Annotated in this window: 20 protein-coding genes; 18 read left to right on the forward strand and 2 right to left on the reverse strand. The window is 47.2% G+C overall.

Annotated features, from left to right (window positions below; translation table 11 throughout):
- The first annotated feature begins 83 nt into the window (after positions 1-83).
- The 6 genes from MHI51_RS06165 to MHI51_RS06190 all read left to right on the forward strand — a co-directional run bounded on the left by MHI51_RS06165 (position 84) and on the right by MHI51_RS06190 (position 7,222).
- Positions 84-797 carry a metal-dependent hydrolase gene (locus MHI51_RS06165; protein WP_076128159.1) on the forward strand — a complete coding sequence of 238 codons (714 nt, stop codon included), beginning with the start codon at positions 84-86 and terminating at the stop codon, positions 795-797.
- A 59-nt stretch (positions 798-856) separates the two neighbouring features.
- Positions 857-2,668, forward strand: a complete 1,812-nt coding sequence (locus tag MHI51_RS06170) for a sensor histidine kinase (protein ID WP_076218824.1) — start codon at positions 857-859, stop codon at positions 2,666-2,668.
- Positions 2,661-3,860, forward strand: coding sequence for a response regulator (locus MHI51_RS06175; protein WP_076218823.1), 1,200 nt, complete (start codon positions 2,661-2,663; stop codon positions 3,858-3,860). Before MHI51_RS06170 ends, MHI51_RS06175 begins: the two co-directional genes overlap by 8 nt.
- Before the next feature lie 189 nt (positions 3,861-4,049).
- Positions 4,050-5,381, forward strand: coding sequence for an ABC transporter substrate-binding protein (locus MHI51_RS06180; protein WP_076218822.1), 1,332 nt, complete (start codon positions 4,050-4,052; stop codon positions 5,379-5,381).
- A gap of 107 nt (positions 5,382-5,488) precedes the next feature.
- Positions 5,489-6,364 (forward strand): carbohydrate ABC transporter permease, encoded by an 876-nt coding sequence (locus tag MHI51_RS06185; RefSeq protein ID WP_038569153.1) that lies wholly within the window; start codon positions 5,489-5,491, stop codon positions 6,362-6,364.
- Between the two features lie 30 nt (positions 6,365-6,394).
- A complete protein-coding gene (locus MHI51_RS06190) occupies positions 6,395-7,222 on the forward strand; it encodes a carbohydrate ABC transporter permease (protein WP_036681776.1) in 828 nt (275 codons plus the stop codon).
- A gap of 90 nt (positions 7,223-7,312) precedes the next feature.
- Here MHI51_RS06190 and MHI51_RS06195 read toward each other — a convergent pair whose 3' ends face one another.
- Complete coding sequence (locus MHI51_RS06195; protein WP_076128152.1) at positions 7,313-8,314, reverse strand: lipoate--protein ligase; 1,002 nt, start codon at positions 8,312-8,314, stop codon at positions 7,313-7,315.
- Positions 8,315-8,541: 227 nt separating this feature from the next.
- On the opposite strand from MHI51_RS06195, the gene MHI51_RS06200 reads away from it, so the two are divergent.
- From MHI51_RS06200 to MHI51_RS06215, 4 genes are all read left to right on the forward strand, one after another.
- Entirely contained in the window at positions 8,542-9,630 is a 1,089-nt protein-coding gene (locus MHI51_RS06200; RefSeq protein WP_076277707.1) for a histidinol-phosphate transaminase, read from the forward strand.
- Positions 9,631-9,759: 129 nt separating this feature from the next.
- Complete coding sequence (locus tag MHI51_RS06205; protein ID WP_076218820.1) at positions 9,760-10,497, forward strand: adenosylcobinamide amidohydrolase; 738 nt, start codon at positions 9,760-9,762, stop codon at positions 10,495-10,497.
- Positions 10,498-10,546: 49 nt separating this feature from the next.
- Positions 10,547-11,506 carry an adenosylcobinamide-phosphate synthase CbiB gene (gene cbiB / locus MHI51_RS06210; protein WP_076277709.1) on the forward strand — a complete coding sequence of 320 codons (960 nt, stop codon included), beginning with the start codon at positions 10,547-10,549 and terminating at the stop codon, positions 11,504-11,506.
- Between the two features lie 8 nt (positions 11,507-11,514).
- Positions 11,515-12,195 (forward strand): histidine phosphatase family protein, encoded by a 681-nt coding sequence (locus MHI51_RS06215; RefSeq protein ID WP_076277710.1) that lies wholly within the window; start codon positions 11,515-11,517, stop codon positions 12,193-12,195.
- A gap of 126 nt (positions 12,196-12,321) precedes the next feature.
- On the opposite strand, the gene catA is transcribed toward MHI51_RS06215, so the two are convergent.
- A complete protein-coding gene (gene catA / locus MHI51_RS06220; RefSeq protein WP_076277711.1) occupies positions 12,322-12,981 on the reverse strand; it encodes a type A chloramphenicol O-acetyltransferase in 660 nt (219 codons plus the stop codon).
- A gap of 142 nt (positions 12,982-13,123) precedes the next feature.
- On the opposite strand from catA, the gene MHI51_RS06225 reads away from it, so the two are divergent.
- The 8 genes from MHI51_RS06225 (at position 13,124) to MHI51_RS06260 (ending at position 20,557) form a co-directional block, all read left to right on the forward strand.
- Positions 13,124-13,672 (forward strand): ATP-binding protein, encoded by a 549-nt coding sequence (locus tag MHI51_RS06225; RefSeq protein WP_339281772.1) that lies wholly within the window; start codon positions 13,124-13,126, stop codon positions 13,670-13,672.
- Between the two features lie 112 nt (positions 13,673-13,784).
- Entirely contained in the window at positions 13,785-15,236 is a 1,452-nt protein-coding gene (locus MHI51_RS06230; protein WP_076277713.1) for a PLP-dependent aminotransferase family protein, read from the forward strand.
- Positions 15,237-15,255: 19 nt separating this feature from the next.
- Positions 15,256-16,188: a D-alanine--D-alanine ligase gene (locus MHI51_RS06235; protein WP_405174041.1), complete on the forward strand. Its 933-nt coding sequence runs from the start codon at positions 15,256-15,258 to the stop codon at positions 16,186-16,188.
- On the forward strand, positions 16,181-17,344 hold the full coding sequence (locus MHI51_RS06240) for an aminotransferase class I/II-fold pyridoxal phosphate-dependent enzyme (protein ID WP_405173689.1): 1,164 nt from the start codon (positions 16,181-16,183) through the stop codon (positions 17,342-17,344). Before MHI51_RS06235 ends, MHI51_RS06240 begins: the two co-directional genes overlap by 8 nt.
- A gap of 95 nt (positions 17,345-17,439) precedes the next feature.
- Positions 17,440-18,501 carry a nicotinate-nucleotide--dimethylbenzimidazole phosphoribosyltransferase gene (cobT, locus tag MHI51_RS06245; RefSeq protein ID WP_405173690.1) on the forward strand — a complete coding sequence of 354 codons (1,062 nt, stop codon included), beginning with the start codon at positions 17,440-17,442 and terminating at the stop codon, positions 18,499-18,501.
- Positions 18,498-19,046, forward strand: a complete 549-nt coding sequence (gene cobU / locus MHI51_RS06250) for a bifunctional adenosylcobinamide kinase/adenosylcobinamide-phosphate guanylyltransferase (RefSeq protein WP_076277717.1) — start codon at positions 18,498-18,500, stop codon at positions 19,044-19,046. The genes cobT and cobU overlap by 4 nt, the downstream gene beginning before the upstream one ends.
- A complete protein-coding gene (cobS, locus tag MHI51_RS06255; protein WP_405173691.1) occupies positions 19,043-19,858 on the forward strand; it encodes an adenosylcobinamide-GDP ribazoletransferase in 816 nt (271 codons plus the stop codon). Before cobU ends, cobS begins: the two co-directional genes overlap by 4 nt.
- A 372-nt stretch (positions 19,859-20,230) precedes the next feature.
- Positions 20,231-20,557, forward strand: a complete 327-nt coding sequence (locus tag MHI51_RS06260; RefSeq protein WP_342410511.1) for a YnfA family protein — start codon at positions 20,231-20,233, stop codon at positions 20,555-20,557.
- The last annotated feature ends 218 nt before the right edge of the window (positions 20,558-20,775 follow it).

Consider the following 20,775-nt stretch of genomic DNA (forward strand, 5'->3'; position numbering starts at 1 on the left):
AGACAAAAAAACCGGGTCTTGATATACTTCGATAACCGCACATTTGTTCTTGTTTTTGCATCTTAGAAAGGAGCGGTTTCACTATGATGGGCAGATCCCATTTAATTATCAGCACCGGGGTTACCCTATCTGTTATGAGTTTGATGGCCCATGAGATTACAATCCCGGTTATTGCCGTCGCCGCATTAAGCTCGCTCCTGCCAGACATTGATGAACCGAATTCGTTACTGGTACGCAAGGCGATTCCTGACTTTCTGCTCAGGGTACTACAGGTTGCTTTGATAGGAGCAGCGATTTATCTTTATTTTGCAGGAATTGTTGAAAGCCCTTGGAATATTGTACTGGCCCTACTTGTGGGGAGTGTGACTTTCCTGCCGGGAAGAAAGCTGCGGCATCTGGTGATGGTACTAATCGCTACTGCGGTATTTGCATACGGAGGGGCATATGATCCTTGGAACTACATAGTAGCTTGTATACTCGTAGTTACATCACTTGTCCCGCATCGTGGATTGACTCATACCTTATATGCTGTTGCAGGCTGGAGCACTTTATTGTATTTTGCTTCATCGGGTATACAGGATGGTGGCAGTCTATGGATAGCAGGCGGCATGTCTTATGCGCTTCATCTATTAGCCGACTCTCTCACCCAAAGGGGAATTACGCCCCTGCCGCCCATTCCATTTAAGCTGCGTCTAAAGCTAATGAGTACAGGCACGAAAAAAGGTGGAGCTGTAGAGAATGTTTTTATCCTGCTGACACTAGCCTTAGTTGTATATGTATTTATACTTTCTCCTTGAGATTTACGGATATGAAGCACATAATGAATTACCGCTAGAACACACAGGAGGCGGCTGTCATGCGGGGGGATTCCTTAGTGAAGTGGTTTGGAAGATTGCAGATTCGTAATAAAATTATCCTTATTTTTATACCGTTGATCATTTTTCCATTGCTTGCTTTAGGCTTGCTCTCAGGGCAGATGTTCAGCCGTTCGATGATCGAAAAGGCTAAGTACAATTTTAAAGATGAATCCAAGCTCATCATGCAGCAAATAGATACGATTGTAAAAAATACGGAGAGTAGTGCCAACATTATAACTACCGACATCCATCGGATGTATGCTGAACGTCCGTTGTTATCCTCGACAGTGGAGCAGACGCGGTTTCGCAATTTAATGCAGAGCCAGCTTTCTATCGATCTGATTATTTTTCCGGATGTTGATTCTGCTGTGTTTGTGGATACGGAAGGCCAGATTTATTCCTCTTACGCCTACGGTAATTCTAACGAGCAGAAGGTATTCACCAGCGATATGCTGGAGAAGGCTAAAGAAAAAGGCAGCTACGGAGTCAACCGTTGGCTTCCTATTGAACAGAGAGATTATCTGGTTAGTGATCCGGCAGTTCCGGTGCTCACACTAAGTAAAGTCGTGTACAATCTTAAAACGGGAAACCTAATAGGTACATTATTTGTGAACGTAAAAGAAGATGCTCTCTCTGCTTTTCTGGAAACCGCTAGAGAAACCTCTTCGGACAAGAAATATTTTATAGTAGACGGAACGCAAAGGACCGTGTCTACACCTGATAAATCAAAGCTCCTACTGAAGCCTGAGGACAGACTGAACGGCAGTCTTAGGAAGACGGGAAGCTCTGTCTCGGAAATTATCGGCAGGGGGAGCGGGCGAGAGCTGGTCACTGTGACGTATTATGATAAGCTGAATTGGAAGCTTGTGAATACCATTTCGCTGCAAAAGTTAACCGCTGATATTCACCGTAATATAACGTTAACTATATTCGTGGGAATTGGATGCCTGTTACTGTCTCTGCTGTTTGCAGGAAAGCTGTCACAGATTATCGTAAATCCGCTTCTTCAGGTGACGAAGGCGATGCGTAAAGTAAGGGAAGGCGATCTGAATGTTACCTCACCAGTGACTACAGAGGATGAGACGGGGCTGATCTCCACCGTATTCAATTCCATGGTTGGTCGTATTCAGGAGCTGATGCGGACGATTACGAACGAACAAGTCCGGAAACGTGAATATGAACTAGCTCTGATTCATGCCCAGATCAAACCACATTTTCTGTACAACACACTGGATACGATTTATGTACTCAACGATTTGGAGCTTAATGAAGCGGCTCGGGATACGACCAAGGCACTGGCAGACTTCTATCGGGTTGTTCTTAGCAAAGGAAACGAGGTTATTCCACTGTCCGAGGAAGTATCAAATGCAGCTGATTATTTGGCTATTATGCAGGTTCGCAACCCCGACGTATTACGTTACGAGATTAATATCCCGAAATCTCTCGAAGGAGTTAAGGTACCCAAATTGTCCCTACAGCCACTCATAGAGAATGCAATCTACCATGGATTAAAAACAAAGGGCAGTCAGGGGCTTATCTCAATAGAGGCTTATACACACGGAAGAGAAGTTATCATTACCGTGGAGGATAACGGTGTTGGCATGTCCGAGGAGCAGGTGTCCCGGATTGTAGAATACCGCTCACGAGAAGGAAAACCGGCATCCATTGGCATTTACAGCGTTCATGAACGGATTAAGCTGTATTTTGGAGAACCATATGGCCTATCGGTGGAAAGTAGACTGGGAAAAGGTACTGTTATGAAAATGACGATTCCCGGAACGGAAGTGCAGGGGGGCAGTATAGATGTATAAAGTGATGGTTGTAGATGACGAGCCGCTGTTTCGTTATTATATGCGGACCAAGCTGGATTGGAGTAAATATGATTTCAGTGTCTGTGGTGAAGCGTCAAATGGCAGAGAAGCGCTGGAAGAAGCGGAACGGACGAAACCTGATTTGGCTTTAGTGGACATTAGCATGCCCTATATGGACGGTATGGAGCTGGTTACCCGGTTACAGGCCAATGCTCCTGATATGCTGATTGTTTTTGTAACAGGGCACAATGAATTTGATTATGCCCAAAAAGCGATTCGCTTAGGTGTACAAGATTATTTATTGAAACCGTTTAACCAGCAAGAGTTTAACGAGATGATGATCAAGGTGAAGCAGCGCCTTCAGTCACATAAAATAGGTGCACGCAAAGCTGGTAAGCCGGAAATAATTGCAGAAGGGACGGCTTCTAGTAAGCTCTTTCCACTCCAAATGGACGAGCAGAATTCCTCTGAAGGGATAGAGGAGTTCTCCTTTCCATCCAAAGAAATCACTCATCTTGGAATTCAGGATGCCATGCTGATGGCGTTAAAGATGGGGGATGGCGATGCAGCGGCGAAGGACATAAGCAAATTAATTGAGATTCTACGACGCCAGAAAGGGGGAGGCAGCTATTCCTTTACTCTTTTAATGAGTATAGTATCCCTTTGCCTTGCCAATGCTGGAGAAAGAGGGATCAATCCGGAAAGTCTCTGGAAACCAGCAGGTTCATCAGAGCAGCGGCTACGGGAGATGGATAACTGGGATGAGACTGAAAGCTGGATAAAAGGCTTGTACAGTAAAGTCATTGATCAAGGTCGTGAGCACCGCCCCTCTAAGTCGTACAATTTATTCATTGCCGCCAAAGAGTACATCCGGGAGCATTATTCCGATTGTGAGCTGACAGTTGACCAGGTGGCGAATGGCGTGTATGTAGATACCAGCTATTTACGGAAGGTTTTTCGAAAAGAAGGTGGAATCTCTGTACTTGATTTCATTACCTATACTCGTATGAAGCAGGCCAAGGAACTGCTTGCTGGAGGAAATGTGAGACTGTCTGAAATCGCCGGTAAAGTGGGCTATAATGATCCGAATTATTTCAGTAAATGCTTTAAAAAACACTATGGCATGCCGCCGTCTGAATTTGAGCAGCTGGCTGCCCGTTCCCGCCATATTGGCGTTAATAATGAAATTTAATAAACAAATTTGGTGGCGGCTCTCTGGTGAGGCCGCTTTCATTTTGTCCTGTTTATTACCGATTGTGCCCGATATGGCTCTTTTTGGGTCTTCAAGGCTCAAATATAATAGAAATAGGACGATGAAAACGCTAACAAATAGCGGATTCAACTAGCTCCACTAAATAGAGCATCAGAAAGGGGATTCATTATGAGCAACAAGTTATTCAGAACACTGGGGGTTGCAACCGTTTTATCCTTAGCTTTCTCACTTACAGCCTGTGGTGGTAACAATGCCGGAAACGGTGGTTCAACCTCTGAAGATTCCAATACGACCGCTGGGAACACCGATAAGAAAATTCAAATAAAAATTTATGCACAGCATTTTGACGAAGATACTTCAAAGCCATTTGATTATGCCGTTGAGGAATTGAAAAAGGAAATGCCGGAGGTGGAGATTGTACTGGATGAAGCTGTTCAAGATGGCTACCAGAAGCTGAAAACATATGCCGCGACTGGGAACATGCCGGATATTTATGAAACAGACTGGCCTACACTGCAAACCTTCGCCAAATCTAAAAATGTCGAGCTGCTTGATGAATACCAAGCCACCAAAGATTTCAAAGCGAATCTAAACACAGGGAATGAGTCCCGTCTGATTGCCCCAGACGGTCATGTATACGCATTCCCATATACGGGAATCGAATTCCAAATGTTGTTTTACAACAAGGATATCTTTAAAGAGGTAGGCATCGAGATGCCGATCAAGACGATCGATCAGCTGGCTGGAGCGGCTAAGAAGCTTTCTACAGCAGGGTATACACCGCTCTCAATTTTCGCGAAGGAGAAATGGATCACTACTTCTTTTTATAGCGGACTTGTGACTCGTGAGGAGACGAAAGGGTTTGGCCCACTCGAAACGAAGGGAACGACAACATTGCCTTCGCCTTATGTAACAGCAGCAGAACAAATGAAGAAGCTGGAAGAAGCAGGCTTGTTCGACGTCAATGCTACGAATACCAATTATGATCAAGCTTCATCTTTGTTCTACCAAGGAAAAGCTGGCATGTTCGTCAACGGTCAGTGGGAAATCTACAGCAGTGCTGAGAAGCTTGGGGATAAAGTGGATTGGATGTACTGGCCAGCTAAGGACGAAGCGACTTATGAGAACAACAAAATGTACATTAACGGTGCCGGAGGCCCTGGTGGTTTTGCCGTTTCTCCTAGCAGCAAGAATGTTGAGACTGCAGTGAAAGTAGCTAGTTTTATCGCACAAAAATATAGCGAATACAAATATACACAGCTGGGTAGCCCGATCGTAGCGACTAAAGTGGATAAAGAAATGACCGGTGAAGTGCCTGCCATGATGAAAAGAATCGCTGAAGAAGTGCTGCCAAACGTGAAGGGTTACGCCAATGCGGTAAGCAGTGTTCAAATTAAAAATGCACTGGACGACAATACACAAAATATGTTGATCGAAGGATTCTCGGCTAAGCAGTTCACGGATAACATGAACCGAGTGCTGAACAAAGAAAATAAATAATTAGAGAAATAAAATAAATAAAAATTGATCCATGCCCTGCAGCTCACCCGGATCGAGCCCTTATATCGGGTGAGCAGCTTGGTAAGGAAGGAGTGGAATCTTACCGCATGCATAAATACTTAGGTAATAAGAAAGCCATAATGCTGTTTCTGCTTCCCGCTCTGTTGATTTATAGTGTAGTGATTATCTATCCGGTGCTTCAATCCTTTTATCGTAGCTTTTTCGAGTGGGACGGGCTCAGTACGGCTACTTTTAACGGATTGTCCAACTATGTAGAGATGTTTGATGATCCATTGCTTTTGACATCCCTTCGTAACGGCCTTATTTTTGCACTGGTGCTCGCTGTATTTCAGATCGGATTGGGAACCATTCTTGCGCTTGCCTGTGCCGACCCGCGAATCAAAGGGCGTAAGTTGTTGAAAACAGCTTATTTTATCCCCGTAGTTTTGTCGGTTACGGTTGTTTGTCAGCTATGGATTGCCATCTACGACCCGAATAACGGATTGATCAATAGGCTTTTTGAAATTTTGCATATTCCTTATCAACAAAACTGGCTCACTTCTCCAACCACATCCATAATTGCGATTGCCTTTGTTAATGCCTGGCAGTTCATGGGTTACCAGTTCAGTCTTTTATATGCGGGGGTTAAATCTGTCCCTGAGCAGTACATGGAAGCTGCCACGATTGACGGTTGCTCCAAATGGATGGCGCATCGTAAGGTGACGATTCCAATGATGAAGGAGACGTTCAAATTCTGTCTGATCATTGCCATTACTTCAGGAATCGGTGCTTTTGTACAAATGTTGATTATGACTAACGGCGGACCGGGAACGAGCAACTATACGCTTACCTTTATGATTTATCGTTATGCTTTCTTGGAAAGCAACTACGGCTATGCCTGTGCGGTATCGGTTGTGCTTGTCCTTCTGTCGCTTCTGGCCACCATTATTATCAACAAGACATTTGACCGAAATGAAGCATAAGGCAGTAAGCCGGAAAGGAAAAGGAACGTTATGAAAAAAGTGAGAGCATTGCTCATACAGCTTCCCTTATGGATTTATTTTATCATTTCCATCTATCCGCTATTATGGATGATTTCTTATTCTCTGAAAAATAATGACGAGATTTTTGTCACCAACCCTTTCGGATTTCCGACTAATTTCCGGATTGAAAACTATGTGGCCGCTTGGTCACAGTTCAATATACCGCGATATTTTACGAATAGCTTGGTAGTCTCTACGATTTCAACGCTACTTATTATCATATTATCGCTGATGTTCTCATTCGCAATTTCCCGGCTGCGGTGGAGATTCCGTGAAGGGGTCAGATTGTATATGACGATCGGAATGTTCATGCCGCTGCAGGTAATTATGATTCCACTTGCTATACTCGTGCGGGACTTACATCTGACTAATACCTACGGTGGGCTGATTGTTCCTTATGTCGCCATTGGATTGCCGTTCTCTTGTCTGGTATTCTACGGCTTTATGAAGGGTATTCCTGGGGAGCTGGAGGAATCCGCTTGTATGGACGGCGCGAATGTATACCGGATGTTTCTGCAGATTATTGTGCCGGTTGTAACGCCAGCTGTCGCAACAGTAGCCATTTTTCAATTTCTGAACAACTGGAATGAATTTTTGCTGGCTTATATTCTGATCTCTGATGAGGGGATGAAAACACTGCCGCTGGGTCTATTGTTCTTCCAAGGCCAATACAGCACAGACTGGGGTGGCATGGGGGCGGTTATGACGATGGCGAGTCTGCCAATGGTTATTGTCTATTTGTTCTTTAGTGAGCAGGTAGAACGGGCTATGACAGTTGGATCTGCTGTAAAAGGATAAAGCGAAGAGTATTAATTCATGCAAAAGAGGACTTCTGGCGAATGCGCAGGAGTCCTCTTTTTGATTCAAATCATGACCAGTGAATTCATCCTATTCCTCTAGGAAGACCAATCCGATAAAATCCTCCGGCTCAATACGGCCGAAATAATGCTTCAAATCGAGATCAGCTAATGCTTCTCTAACCTCAGCCTCGTCATAACGTTTGCCACGAAGTGCATTTTCAACATCTACTACGTCACCGACTCCGAAGAAGTCACCATAGATTTTGATGTCTTTAATGAGGGAATCTTCAATATCCATCCGAATATCAATAATTCCGGCAGGGAATTTGCGCGTGTGTTTAACGTTGCTTTTTGGTGACAGACCGTAGTTCCAGTCCCAGTTCTGGTAGTGCTCCTTGGAGATCTCATTAATTTTGTCCCAGTCGGCTTGTTGCAGCTTGTACTGAGGAACCTCCGAAGGATCCATACCAAAGATCGAACGCAGCAGGCCGGCGCGGAACTCCTCGATCGTCATATCTGTACCCAGCAGTTCTTTGATATTCGCTACACGACTGCGTACGGATTTGGTGCTCTTTGATTTAAACTTCTCTGGATTCACTTTTAGAGAGGCTTGTACATCATCTAAATTAAGATTGAACATCAAGGTACCATGGCTGAACATACGTCCGCGTGTGGAGAACTGAGCGTTACCGGAAATCTTTTGCTCACCAACTTGCAGATCATTTCGTCCGCTTAGCTCGGCGTTAACACCCATGCTTTGCAGGTAATCGATGACCGGTTGGGTAAATTTCAAAAAGTTATGAAAGGATTGGCCGTCATCCTTGGTAATAAAGCTGAAGTTCAAATTTCCAAGATCGTGATAAACAGCTCCACCGCCGGATAGACGACGTACGACCTGAATATTATTATCTTTTACATACTCTTGGTTAATTTCTTCGATAGTATTCTGGTGTTTCCCTATGATGATGGATGGGCTGTTGATATAAAAAAGCAGGTAACTCTCGTCCATCGGCAAGTGCTTCAGCGCATATTCCTCAATCGCCAAATTGATGGATGCGTCAGTAATCCCTGTGTTATCAATAAAAAGCATAGTGAATTCCTCCGTCGCAGCAAAATTGATTACAACTTTCATTTTAAACCAAAAGCGGTTTTTTAACAAAAGAGATCACATTGTTGAGATTCATGTCGGTTTGAGGGAAGCGGGGGATTTAGCTGATTCCTTCTGCGAAAGCATTGACGTTCTTCCGGCAAAGAGGCAATAATGGTGGCAATGACATACATATCGTGCTAGAGAAAGTAGATAGAGGGAGTGTAAATATGCTTGAAAAATATGGCCATGGCGGTGATTTGCTGACGGCAGCGGAGCTCTATGGGGAAGCTGGAGGCACATTTCTCGACTATAGTGCTAACATCAATCCGGTCGGTCCTCCACCGCAAGTTTTGGAGCTGCTCAGAACAGCACTGTCAACGGTGGTAGCATATCCGGATCCTGGACACCGACGCTTCAAACGCCTACTGGCGGAAAATCTTGGCGTAGATAATAGCTGGTTAACTGTGGGCAACGGAGCAGCGGAATCTATGGCTTTGCTGCTGCTGGCGATAGCTCCGCAAAAGGTTGGCATCGTGGAGCCTTGTTTCTCTGAGTATCGGCAGCTTTCCGTACAATTTGGCGCTGAAGTATTATCGGTTCAGGGGACAAGGGAACAGCATTTTCGCGCTGGAGTGGAGGAAATTGTCGGGCTGTTGGAACAGGTGGAGCTGTTATTTCTCGGACAGCCGAATAATCCCAATGGCGTTCAGTATGCTGTGGAGGAACTGCGCTTGTTAGCGCAGAAGGCTGAAAGCTGCGGGACTTATTTGGCTGTGGATGAAGCTTTTATTGACTTTATCCCGGAGTCAGAGCGAAATACACTCCTGCCGGAGCTGGAGCGGTTTCCGCATACGGTTCTGGTGCGGTCGATGACGAAGTTTTATGCGATTCCCGGCTTGCGTCTCGGGTTTGCGATTTCACACCCGAAGCTGGCGAAGGCGATGAGCGGAAAGCAGGTCACCTGGAGTGTGAACGGCTTGGCGCTACTCGCAGGGGAAGCCTGCCTTACAAGTGGACGTGACTATGAACAGCGCACGCGTGAGCTTATTACAGCAGAACGCGAAAAACTGCGGCAAGGTCTTATGCAGCTGGGCTGCGATGTCCCACCAGGAGAAGCCAACTTTCTGCTCTGTGGCTTGCCATCACCGTGGAGCGCGGCTGAGTTTCAGACTAGGCTTGGCCGCGTAGGTATACTAGTGCGCAGCTGCGCTATGTATGCAGGGTTAGGAGCTGAGCATATTCGAGTTGCCGTTAAGGGACATGAGGATAATGCCCGCCTTTTGCTGCAGATGGCGGAGATTCTAGCGACTAAGTGACAGGTGCATGTAGTCTTTAATGACTCTATGTGCGGAGCGAGCTGACAGTGCGATTGGCGGGGCATCCTTTCGAGGATAATTGTAAGTGTTCAATGAAACAAATGAACGATGAAAGGAGCGGGATCGGCTATGGTGGAAGTGAAGATTCCATTTAATCTTACAGGGGGAATCAGGGAGTATCGTCCGGCCGTCTGGCCAGGGCTTGCTCTGCAATGGAAGGATAAGCATCTGCTGCTGGAGCTGCCAGCAGAAGCCGATGGTTTATCGAGCGCGTTCTACGGCGGAGGAATGAACCGGCTGCAGCGGGCCGTCAATTTATATGTTGATCGCAATTACGAATGTAGTGATCCTGTCCAGGATATGGAGAATAAGCTGCGCGATTGGGGTTATCCTTTATCCGGCTGTGCTGGTCTGATGACGGCTGTGCCGCTAGAGCATGCAGCGGTAGCTGAAGAGGACACAGGTTCAGCGGGAATATTTGTTTGCGTTACAGCCGCCGCAGGAAATGCTGCGCGCGCAGGTGTGGAACGCAATGTGCTGGCTGTGTATCGGCCGGGTACGATTAACATCATGCTCTGCATTGATGGCCGCCTGACACCGGCGGCCATGGTCAATGCTGTGCAGACAGCTGTCGAAGCCAAAGCTGCTGCGCTGGCAGATCTCGGGATTACCGATCCCGAGAATGGCCTGATCGCTACCGGCACGACTACGGATGCTATTGTACTCGCTGTGAGCCAAAGTGGCCGATACAGCGCCGAGCATGTATATGCCGGCACAGCAACCGATCTTGGAGGCGCTATCGGCCGGCTTGTATATAGTGCTGTGACGGGCAGCCTGCTGTCGGTGCAGGCAAGGAAGGATAGCTAATGAGAATGGATAGCTGGAGAAGTAGAAGCTTGTTCAGAGGTGATTGCTTGTGACAATCGCTTTGGTGTTGCTTGCGGCTTACGTAATTGACCGGATCGTAGGTGATCCGCGTAACCTGCCTCATCCCGTAATTGGTATGGGCAAAGCAATCACGGCTCTGGAGCGGGTGATCCGTCGTTTATGGTCCCGCCCGCAAAGCCTGCGCAGAGCAGGGGTGTTGCTTCCGCTATGTGTGGCGGGCGGTGCTTGGGCACTGACAGCCATCCTGCTATGGCTGCTGTCATCTATCTCACCGTGGCTCGTCTGGATAGCCGAGGTTTGGTTGATTTCAACCACGATTGCCTCCAAGGGACTAAAGGATGCAGGAATGGCGGTGTACGTGGAATTGCAGAAGGGCGATATTCCTGCTGCCCGCAAGGCGTTAGGGATGATCGTGGGACGTGATACGAATTCGCTAGATGCACCGGAAATTGTCCGTGGAACGGTGGAGACCGTAGCAGAAAACATCGTCGATGCGATTATTTCTCCGCTTTTCTACGCGCTGATTGGCGGTGCACCGCTTGCTATGGCTTATCGGGCGGTCAATACACTCGATTCAATGGTCGGTTATAAGAACGATAAATACCGTGATCTCGGCTGGGCATCTGCCCGGCTCGATGATGTGGCTAACTTCATCCCGGCACGGATTACAGCATTGCTTTTGGCTCTATGTGCAGGGATGCTTCGTCTGGATTGGCGCAGATGCCTGCAAATGGTGAAGCGGGATGCACATCTACATCCAAGCCCTAACAGCGGTTATCCAGAATCAGCTGTGGCTGGCGCACTTGGCATCCGACTCGGAGGCGAAAATGTGTATCATGGCGTCGCTTCTTTTCGGGCTTATATGGGTGATCCGGTACGTACGATGGAACCGGATGATATCATCCAGACCTCGCGGATGATGATGCTCTGCTCTTCAATATTTGTAGGTCTATGCGCGGTTGTGGCATGGATATGGATTGGAGGCTGAGCGTCGGTATGGCAATTCCCTCTATAGAGCTTGAGCTAGTGCTTATCCGACACGGGCAGACGAAATGGAATGTTGAGCATCGTTACCTGGGACATACGGATCTTCCATTGCTTCCTGACGCAAGTGAGCGGCTATCCCAACCTCAGCAGCAGATCTGCATGCAGACTGAGTTATCAGGTGGTTTTTGGCGTGTGTTCTGTTCCGATTTGCTAAGATGTCGGGAGACCTTGGCTTTCGTAGCACCTTCACTAGAGCAGGACGCTGTTTACGATCAGCGGCTTCGTGAAATGAACTTCGGAGCTTGGGAAGGCTGCACTTATGAGCAGTTGAAAGATAACTCTCTATATAGACGTTGGATTGATGATCCTTCAAAGGTTACACCGCCAGAAGGAGAATCGTGGACAGCATTCGATGCTCGGTTGCGTAGTTTCCTGTTGGACTTAGGTCAAGCTGCTGTGGCTGCGTTTGGATGCTGTGCTATCAAGGAGAAAAAAAGTGAGGTTACATCGAATAGAGTATTGGTAGTGACGCATGGGGGTGTAATCAGGAATTTACTTGCACAGTTAGTTCCTGGTCTCACATTCTACAATGCAGTGGCTCCTTCTCCCGGGAATGGAATGGTACTAAAAATACTCTGGCAGCATGGACAATGGTCAGCTGCTAAAGCTCATATTTTGGAAAAAGGATGATTACATGAAAAAAGGGTTCCACGTCATTAGGAAAACCTAATAGGTGGAACCCTTTATGTTTGAACTATCGTTTGCTGTCAGCAGAATAACATGGTTAATTAGATATTAGATATTAGGTAATAGATATTAGGTAATAGGTAACCATTCCTTATAGGTATCTGCACGTGATTGTAATTCATTAAACAGCATGCTGGCATGGTAACCGTCACACACGGCATGGTGGAATTGCCCCGAGATGGGTAATAGTATTTTTTTGTCTTGCTGAAAATATTTCCCTATCGTAAAGATGGGAAGTAGGTAGGTTCCCTCGTTATACACATTCAGGTTAAAGCTTGTGAAGCTGACCCACGGAATGCTGGAAATAGGGAAGGTGTTCGGTGGTTCGTTTGCTTTAGCGATAAATTGTTTCACGCTTCCGTACATTTTCATATCATCGAGATAACGGTTATAGAAATCATTAAACTGTTCACCGTACGAAGTCCAGATGCTTGAGAAAGTCTTATCATCATCATGGAAAATTGTAAAACTAGGGGACAAGCTATCCCAATAACCTAATCTACCTTCAGAATCAAAACATGTGCGGAATTCACTATGACGGTTCACCACCGTAGTTATCATGTGGATTAGTGCTGGGTACAGCTTAATTCCCTTATGCTTAAGCTCTGACAGTAGAAGGGTGATATCAATATTTACAGTCATGCTGTAGGTGCATCTGACATTGTTTAAATAATGTTCAAAATAGGGTTTTCTACTCCAGTTATCAATGCCAATCGGGATAAAAATCATTTATTATGACCTCCTAAAATTATTTCATTTTTCATTTTAGGAGGTCTGCTGGACTGATTTCACCATATCCTTATCACAATCCCTTGAGAAAGTATTTTGTAACGATGAGTATACCATCAATTGGAAGGGAGATGCATTTATAATGCTGACCGAAAAGTTGGTTATTGAAAAATTGCTTCAGCAAAAGCGTACGAGTGTTGCTTCCAGCGTAGTGATGATGTGCGGTGTAGCGGGGTCGGGTAAAACAACCTTTGCTAAAAAGCTGGAGAAAGAGGGATTCGCCAGACTTTCGATAGATGAAGATATTTGGGCCACGCACGGCCGTTTCGGGGTGGATTATCCAGAGGACAATTATGAGTCCTATAAGGAAGAGTCGGAGATAAAGCTGCGGGGGGAGCTGGTGAATCTGCTTCAGGCAAAACATCATGTTGTTATCGATTTCAGCTTCTGGCAACGTCAGAGACGGAACGATTACAAGCAGCTCATTGAGAGTTATGGTGGCGTGTGGGAACTGATTCACTTAAAGGTCCAGCCGGATGAATTGCGTCAGAGACTGCTTATCCGGAGTGAACGTTTTGACGCCAATGCCGCATTTCCGATTACGGAGGACATATTAACCCGGTTTTTAAATGGTTTTGAGATCCCTTCTGGAGAAGGGGAGCTTGTGATTGAGCATAGATCTGTAACTTGATTTTTTGGGCATTTTTCCTCTTATAGAACCACAGCCGGATTAAAATCCCATGGCTGTGGTTCTTTTTTTAAGCGAGTGATTGTGCCATGATAGTCATGGGGGCGATTGAGAGATGTTTAAGGATTTTAAGCTCATAGCCGGACGGCCGGTGTATATACAAATTAAAGACTATATGAAGCACTTAATCATAAAAGGCGGTCTGCAAGGCAATCAAAAGCTGCCCTCCACACGAGAGCTCAGCACATTGCTTAAGGTTAGCCGCAACTCCGTAATCTCTGCTTATGCAGGGCTTGAGGATGATGGCTTTGCTTATGCCGTGCAAGGGCAAGGAAGTTATGTTGCTGCTACGCCGCCCGGCAGTGAAACGATCTCTTCCTGGACGATGGACTGGAAGTCACGTCTCAATGATCACGCGGTGCTGGCAGAGGAACTGGATATCATGAAGCGCGGGATTCGAGCGGAGAAGGGGACGATCTCCTTCACCAGCATAGCGCCTGATGAGAGTCTTTTTGATCTGGATAATGTGAAGCGGTCCTTTATGGATCGGATGTCGGTGGAAGGCAACGTTCTGCTAAATTACGGCTATGCCAAAGGGTATAAGCCTTTAATAGACTATTTGAAGCAGTATATGGAGCACAAGGGCGTTGAAATGAAAGGCAAGGATATATTGATCACCAATGGCTTTACTGAAGGGTTCGATATTGTATTGTCTGCTCTGAGTAAAAAAAATGGTTCGGTCATTTGTGAGAATCCGACGCATCATACAGCGATCAAAAATTTGAAGCTGAACGGTTTTGAGATCACCGGGATTTCGATGGAGCGTGATGGGATTGATTTGGCGGAGCTGGAGAAAGCATTGCAACAGCAAGCTTTTGACTGTGCATACTTCGTCCCTTCTTATCATAATCCGACCGGAATTGTAATGTCTCCAGAGAAAAGACAGCGGCTAATGAAGCTGATGAATCGCTACCAAGTCCCGGTGATTGAGGATGGTTTTAACGAGGAATTACGATATTCGGGCTCACATGTGGCTCCACTTATCGCAGCAGCAGGCAGCGGCAACAGCGTGATTTATCTCGGCAGCTTCTCCAAGGTATTATTTCCGGGACTACGTGTAGGTTGGGTGCTGGCGGATCAGGAGTTGATCAATTCCCTCGAAAGCGTCAAGCGCGCCCGTACCATTCATACCTCGACGCTGGATCAATCCATTTTGTATCAGTATTTATTGGGTGGTCATTTAGAAAAGTATTTGAAAAAAGCCAGAGCGGAATACAAACGAAAGTATGAATTAACCCTGCAATGCTGCAAGGATTGTATTCCTTATACGGCGCTGTCAGGGGACGGTGGCCTGCATCTTTTTGTAACCTTCGCGGAGGGCTTTAATACAAGGACGCTGTTGGCGGCCTGTCATGAGCAAGGGGTTATTTTTACAGCAGGAGATATATTCTTCACAGACGGTAAGGGTCAAAATACGATACGGATCGGTTTCTCCAGAGTGACGGATGAGGATATCCGCAAGGGGATCGAGATTATTGGCAGAACAGCACGACAACTAATGGGATAAAGAGGTGCTTGAGATGAAGATGAAGGTAGGCGTAATTATGGGCGGGGTGTCCTCAGAGTATGAGGTATCCATGAATAGCGGTAGAGAGATTTTGAAGAATCTAGATCCCAATAAATATGAGGTTACTCCAATAGTGATCACCAAGCGTGAAGAGCTTATTGAGCAGGCAAAAGGAATCGATATCGCGCTGCTTGGGCTCCACGGAGCTTACGGAGAGGACGGTACGGTTCAGGGAACGCTGGAGACGATGGGGATTCCGTATACGGGCAGCGGGGTTTTGTCTAGCAGCATTTGCATGGATAAAGATCTCTCCAAAAAGCTTATGCGCTGCGCAGGCGTCAATACAGCAGATTGGCTATGCTGGGACAGCATGAAGGATTATTCGGCTGAAGCGGTGGAACGGCTCGGATATCCTGTTATGGTGAAGCCATGTTCAGGCGGCTCGAGTATCGGAATGGAAAAAGTGAGCAGCAGCGAGGAGCTGTTGTGCGCAGTGCAGAAGGCTTTTGCCTGTGATCAGTCGATTTTGATCGAAAGCTACATTCAAGGCCAAGAAATCACCTGTTCTATTCTAAACGGAGAGCTGCTGCCTATTCTGGGAATTACCTCAGCAAATGCCGAGTGGTTCGATTACAGTGCTAAGTATGATGAAGGCGGAGCAGATGAACGGGTCATTGAACTGCCTGCTGAGGTGCATGAGCGGGTACGCGAGGCTGCCTTGAGCTGTTACAAAGCACTAAAATGTAGCGTGTATGCACGGGTTGATATGCTGCTTAAAGAGGGTATTCCTTATGTGCTGGAGGTGAATACGTTACCAGGCATGACGAAGGCCAGTCTTTTACCCAAAAGCGCGCAAGCGGCAGGCTACACCTTCAGCGGACTGCTGGACGAAATCATCTCCCTTTCCCTAACGGAAAAGAGTGCAAAAGAAGAGGTGTACAGCCATGCATAATGAATGGATTGCTCCACGTGTGCGGGAGATTGCACCCTCGGGGATTCGGGCTTTTTTTGACCTAAGTGCGGGGAATCAGGATATTATATCGCTGGGTGTAGGGGAACCAGATTTCGTTACACCGGAGCATGTAAGAGCTGCCTGTATTCGTGCCTTGAATAACGGGGAAACGATGTATACGCCAAATTCCGGTTTACTGGAGCTTAGAGAGGAGATCGCTTCTTATCTGCACACAAGTTTCAAGCTTCGCTATGAGCCAAACGATGAGATTATGGTTACGGTGGGAAGCAGCGAGGCTGTGGATTTGGCATTACGAGCTTTCATTACACCTGGGGATGAGATTATCGTCCCTTCTCCGAGCTATATCGCATATTCGCCGATTACCCATTTGAACGGGGGGGTTACGGTGGAGGTAGAATCATCGGCCGAGCAGGGGTTTAAACTTACTGCTGAAGCGTTACGGAAGGTGATTACTCCGCGTTCCAAGCTTCTTATGGTGAATTTTCCGACTAATCCTACAGGTGCAGTAATGACTTATGAAGATTGGCTGCCTATTGCACAGATTGTAAAAGAGAATAACCTACTGGTCATTTCAGATGAAATTTATGCCGAGCTTACGTATGACAGTCAGCATGTCAGCATCGCCTCTCTTCCCGGGATGCTGGAAAGGACGATTGTGATTAGCGGCTTCTCCAAAGCTTTTGCAATGACTGGCTGGAGAGTGGGTTATGCTTGTGGCGATCGAGAATTAATTGCTGCGATGCTAAAAATCCATCAATACACTGCAATGTGTGCCCCCGTGCTTGGTCAAATTGCTGCGATTGAATCATTGCGCAACGGAATGGAGCATAAGGAACATATGAAGCAATGCTTCGATGAGCGGAGAAAGCTGCTGGTTAGTGGATTTCGATCCATAGGACTACCTTGCCATGAACCTGCGGGCGCATTTTATGCCTTTCCTTCCATCGCTCACACCGGAATGAAATCAGAAGACTTCGCTTTGCAGCTGCTCAGGGAGGTCGGTGTCGCTGCGGTTCCGGGTCATGTGTTTGGAGCAGGCGGAGAGGGTTATATTCGCTGCTCCTACGCCGCTTCCTTACAAAAATTGACGGAGGCGCTGGAGAGAATCGAAGATTTTATGAAAGTGAAGTTGTAATTCTAGAAGTCCCCCTCTATCATAGATGGGGGCTTTTCTGCGAATATGAGATAGAATAGGTTATACGGATACATTTAATAGGAGGTCGTAATTATATGCTTTCAGATATTCAAGACGTAATTAAACAAATCATTCCGGCTGATGATCAGTCCATCCTCAAGGCGGAGCATCGGCTGAACATTCTGACTAAACCTCCGGGCAGTTTGGGACAATTGGAACCTCTGGCCGTTAAGCTCGCTGGAATTTCGGGTACGGAGCAGCCTAGTTTCACCAAACGAACAGTTGTTGTGATGGCTGCTGATCATGGGGTGTGCTGCGAAGGGGTTAGCGCATTTCCACAGGAAGTCACGCTACAGATGGCCCATAACTTTCTCAGCGGTGGAGCGGCTGTGAATGTATTGGCACGTCAAGCTGGGGCAGAGGTACAGTTTGTTGATGTCGGCATAAACGGCGATCTTAGTCATGTCGATCTGATTGATCGTAAAGTGCGCCGGGGAACGGATAATATGGCTGTGGGACCTGCGATGAGTCGTGAGGATGCCATGAATGCTCTTCTTGTTGGGATAAGCGTTGCGCAGGAAGCGGTTACGAACGGCACGGAGATTTTTGTAACAGGCGAAATGGGCATTGGGAATACTACGGCTAGTGCAGCCATTCTATGTGCTCTCAAAGGAATAGCCCCTGAAGTAGCCGTGGGACGAGGAACGGGAATTGATGATGAACGTTTATTACATAAAATTGCAGTAGTGGAACGCGCCTTAAAGGTAAATCAGCCGAATTCAGCAGATCCGTTGGATGTATTATCTAAAGTTGGCGGACTGGAAATCGCTGGCTTGGCGGGACTGATTCTTGGTGCCGCTGCTAATCGGACACCTATCATTTTGGATGGTTTTATTTCGGGGGCGGCAGCGCTTGTGGCAAAAGCCCTTGCACCTGAATCCATCGCTTATATGATAGCCTCTCATGTATCAGGAGAACGGGGTCATAAGCTAATGCTGGAGCAGCTTGGACTTGAACCGCTGCTTAACCTAGGTCTGAGATTGGGTGAGGGAACAGGGGGAGTATTGTGCCTTCATTTAATCGAGGCGATCTGCCGCATTTTGAACGAAATGGCAACCTTTGAAAGTGCAGGCATCTCTGGAGCTGGTCAACGATGAGCATTCTTGTAACGGGTGGCGCACGTAGCGGGAAAAGTGGTTTTGCAGAAAAACTGATGCAGTCACTGGCAGATCAGGCCTTCTATGTAGCAACCGGACAGGCTTTTGACGACGAAATGAAGGAACGGATTGCTCTGCATCAGCATCAACGAATGGAAAGTGGTTACGCTTGGGAGACGCTTGAGGAACCGTATGATTTACCAGATCTGCTAAAGCGATTATCGGGTGAAAAAGCGGTGCTGGTAGATTGTTTAACCTTATGGTTATCCAATGCATTATTGGCCGTGGAAGGTTTTGAAAATAGACAGGAGCTTGTTGAGAGTGAAATAACAAGACTTGAAGACAGTGTGCGTTCTTTTCAAGGGACGCTTATTCTGGTCACTAATGAGGTTGGCGACGGGATTGTCCCGGAGTATGCGCTTGGCCGATTGTATCGTGATCTGGCGGGAAGAATGAACGCCCTGATCGCACGGCAAAGCGAACAGGTCTTTCTAGTAACTGTTGGAATTCCGATTGAGCTGAAGAGCAGGGAGTATCGTTTATGAGGGAGCGTAGGGATGCGGCCGTAGCTGCCTTTCAGTTCTTATCCCGATTTCCTGTAAAAGGTGATCCGGGATTCTCTCCTGAACTGCTGCGCCGGAGTGTAATCTTCTATCCCATGGTAGGCGCAGCAATTGGGCTGTGTGTAGCTGCTGGAGCAGCCCTGACGGGATTGCTTTTACCTGCTTGGCCAGCAGCTGTGCTCACTCTGATTCTGTGGGTAGGCCTCACTGGCGGGTTGCATCTTGATGGCTGGATGGACAGCGCGGATGGTCTGCTCAGCTATCGGCCACGGGAGCGGGCCCTGGAGATTATGAAGGATAGCCGTGTGGGTGCGATGGGTGTACTCGCCTGCGTGCTGCTCCTGCTGTTTAAAGCATCTTTACTGGCAGTTCTAATCGAAGGCTTCGCCTACTACGAGCTGCCGCTGCTCTTGGTACCAGCGGTCTGGAGCCGCTGGTATATGGTGCGGGCAATGGTGCGTTATCCCATTGCCCGTGGAAACGAGGGGCTGGCCGCGAACTTCGCCGGCCTAGCTTCCTCGCATGAGCGGCGCGCGCTGGCAGTCGCCGCGCTGCTCTCGCTGGCCGCCGCCGCTGCGCCACTGGCGCTCGGCGCTGGCTTAGCCGCGTGGCCGCTGCATCTGGCGGCAGCTCTGCTGCTGCCGGTCGCGGCCTTGGCCTGCGGCACCGCAGCTGCGCGGTGGATCAGCAGCCGGCTCGGCGGGCTCACCGGCGACGTGTACGGCGCGCTGAACGAGCTGCTGGAGGTTGTGCTGCTGCTAGTGTTATTGCTGCTCCAGCACAATTTAATGTGAGCTCCATGGGGAATCTTGAGTAATTTGGTGTAGGTGGTACTACGGATGAACCTTGAGTAATTTGCTGTAGGTGGTACTACGGATGAGCCTTGAGTAATTTGCTGTGGGTAGCTCTACGGATGAACTTTGAGTAGTTTGCTGTAGGTGGTACTACGGATGAACCCTTAGTAATTTGCTGTGGGTAGCTCTACGGATGAGCTTTGAGTAGTTTGCTGTAGGAGCACCACGGATGGGTCTTGAGTAATTTGCTGTAGGTACTTTACGGGTAAACCTTGAGTAGTTTGCTGTAGGAGCTCTACGGGTGAACCTTGAGTACAATTTGTTGTGAGCAACCTTTGCGTTTTTATGAGATAGATAGGGAAGAGGGATGACATGTTATTTGCCATTCTGCTGTTTATAATTGCTGGGCTTGCTGAGATCGGTGGCGGATATTTAGTATGGTTATGGTTGAGAGAATCACGGCCACTTTGGTACGGTTTAGTGGGGTCTTTGATTCTGATAGCGTATGGGATTATCCCTACGTTGCAGAAATTCCCTTCCTTCGGTAGAGTGTATGCGGCTTACGGCGGGGTGTTTATCGTACTCGCGGTCTTATGGGGATGGCTTGTAGACAAGAAGACACCAGACGTATACGACTGGGTCGGAGCTGTTATTTGTGTGATCGGTGTAACGGTCATCCTCTGGGCACCGCGGCACTAGGTTGAGTGAGGTTTGCTTAGTCATAAAAGCTGAAAAAAGCTGAGTAACCTAGTTTTTACTAAGTGAGTAACTTGGCTTCGGACTCAGGAGACCTTATTTGCGATAAAAGGGTTAATTTGGAGCGTTTTCGGACATCAGAGGCGCTATTTGAACAAAATAGGCTGAGTCTGGGTTGATTATGAGGCAATAGCGTCTCTCGAGTCCGAAAAAGTCTCCGA

Origin of the sequence: Paenibacillus sp. FSL H8-0260 (assembly GCF_045040625.1) — a bacterium.
Lineage (GTDB): Bacteria > Bacillota > Bacilli > Paenibacillales > Paenibacillaceae > Paenibacillus_AQ > Paenibacillus_AQ odorifer.

Excerpts from the sequence above, each read along its gene's own strand:
- MHI51_RS06165 (WP_076128159.1), top strand. The coding sequence starts at position 84 with ATGATGGGCAGATCCCATTTAATTATCAGCACCGGGGTTACCCTATCT.
- MHI51_RS06170 (WP_076218824.1), top strand. The coding sequence starts at position 857 with ATGCGGGGGGATTCCTTAGTGAAGTGGTTTGGAAGATTGCAGATTCGT.
- MHI51_RS06175 (WP_076218823.1), top strand. The coding sequence starts at position 2,661 with ATGTATAAAGTGATGGTTGTAGATGACGAGCCGCTGTTTCGTTATTAT.
- MHI51_RS06180 (WP_076218822.1), top strand. The coding sequence starts at position 4,050 with ATGAGCAACAAGTTATTCAGAACACTGGGGGTTGCAACCGTTTTATCC.
- MHI51_RS06185 (WP_038569153.1), top strand. The coding sequence starts at position 5,489 with ATGCATAAATACTTAGGTAATAAGAAAGCCATAATGCTGTTTCTGCTT.
- MHI51_RS06190 (WP_036681776.1), top strand. The coding sequence starts at position 6,395 with ATGAAAAAAGTGAGAGCATTGCTCATACAGCTTCCCTTATGGATTTAT.
- MHI51_RS06195 (WP_076128152.1), bottom strand. The coding sequence starts at position 8,314 with ATGCTTTTTATTGATAACACAGGGATTACTGACGCATCCATCAATTTG.
- MHI51_RS06200 (WP_076277707.1), top strand. The coding sequence starts at position 8,542 with ATGCTTGAAAAATATGGCCATGGCGGTGATTTGCTGACGGCAGCGGAG.
- MHI51_RS06205 (WP_076218820.1), top strand. The coding sequence starts at position 9,760 with ATGGTGGAAGTGAAGATTCCATTTAATCTTACAGGGGGAATCAGGGAG.
- MHI51_RS06215 (WP_076277710.1), top strand. The coding sequence starts at position 11,515 with ATGGCAATTCCCTCTATAGAGCTTGAGCTAGTGCTTATCCGACACGGG.
- catA (WP_076277711.1), bottom strand. The coding sequence starts at position 12,981 with ATGATTTTTATCCCGATTGGCATTGATAACTGGAGTAGAAAACCCTAT.
- MHI51_RS06225 (WP_339281772.1), top strand. The coding sequence starts at position 13,124 with ATGCTGACCGAAAAGTTGGTTATTGAAAAATTGCTTCAGCAAAAGCGT.
- MHI51_RS06230 (WP_076277713.1), top strand. The coding sequence starts at position 13,785 with ATGTTTAAGGATTTTAAGCTCATAGCCGGACGGCCGGTGTATATACAA.
- MHI51_RS06235 (WP_405174041.1), top strand. The coding sequence starts at position 15,256 with ATGAAGGTAGGCGTAATTATGGGCGGGGTGTCCTCAGAGTATGAGGTA.
- MHI51_RS06240 (WP_405173689.1), top strand. The coding sequence starts at position 16,181 with ATGCATAATGAATGGATTGCTCCACGTGTGCGGGAGATTGCACCCTCG.
- cobT (WP_405173690.1), top strand. The coding sequence starts at position 17,440 with ATGCTTTCAGATATTCAAGACGTAATTAAACAAATCATTCCGGCTGAT.
- cobU (WP_076277717.1), top strand. The coding sequence starts at position 18,498 with ATGAGCATTCTTGTAACGGGTGGCGCACGTAGCGGGAAAAGTGGTTTT.
- cobS (WP_405173691.1), top strand. The coding sequence starts at position 19,043 with ATGAGGGAGCGTAGGGATGCGGCCGTAGCTGCCTTTCAGTTCTTATCC.
- MHI51_RS06260 (WP_342410511.1), top strand. The coding sequence starts at position 20,231 with ATGTTATTTGCCATTCTGCTGTTTATAATTGCTGGGCTTGCTGAGATC.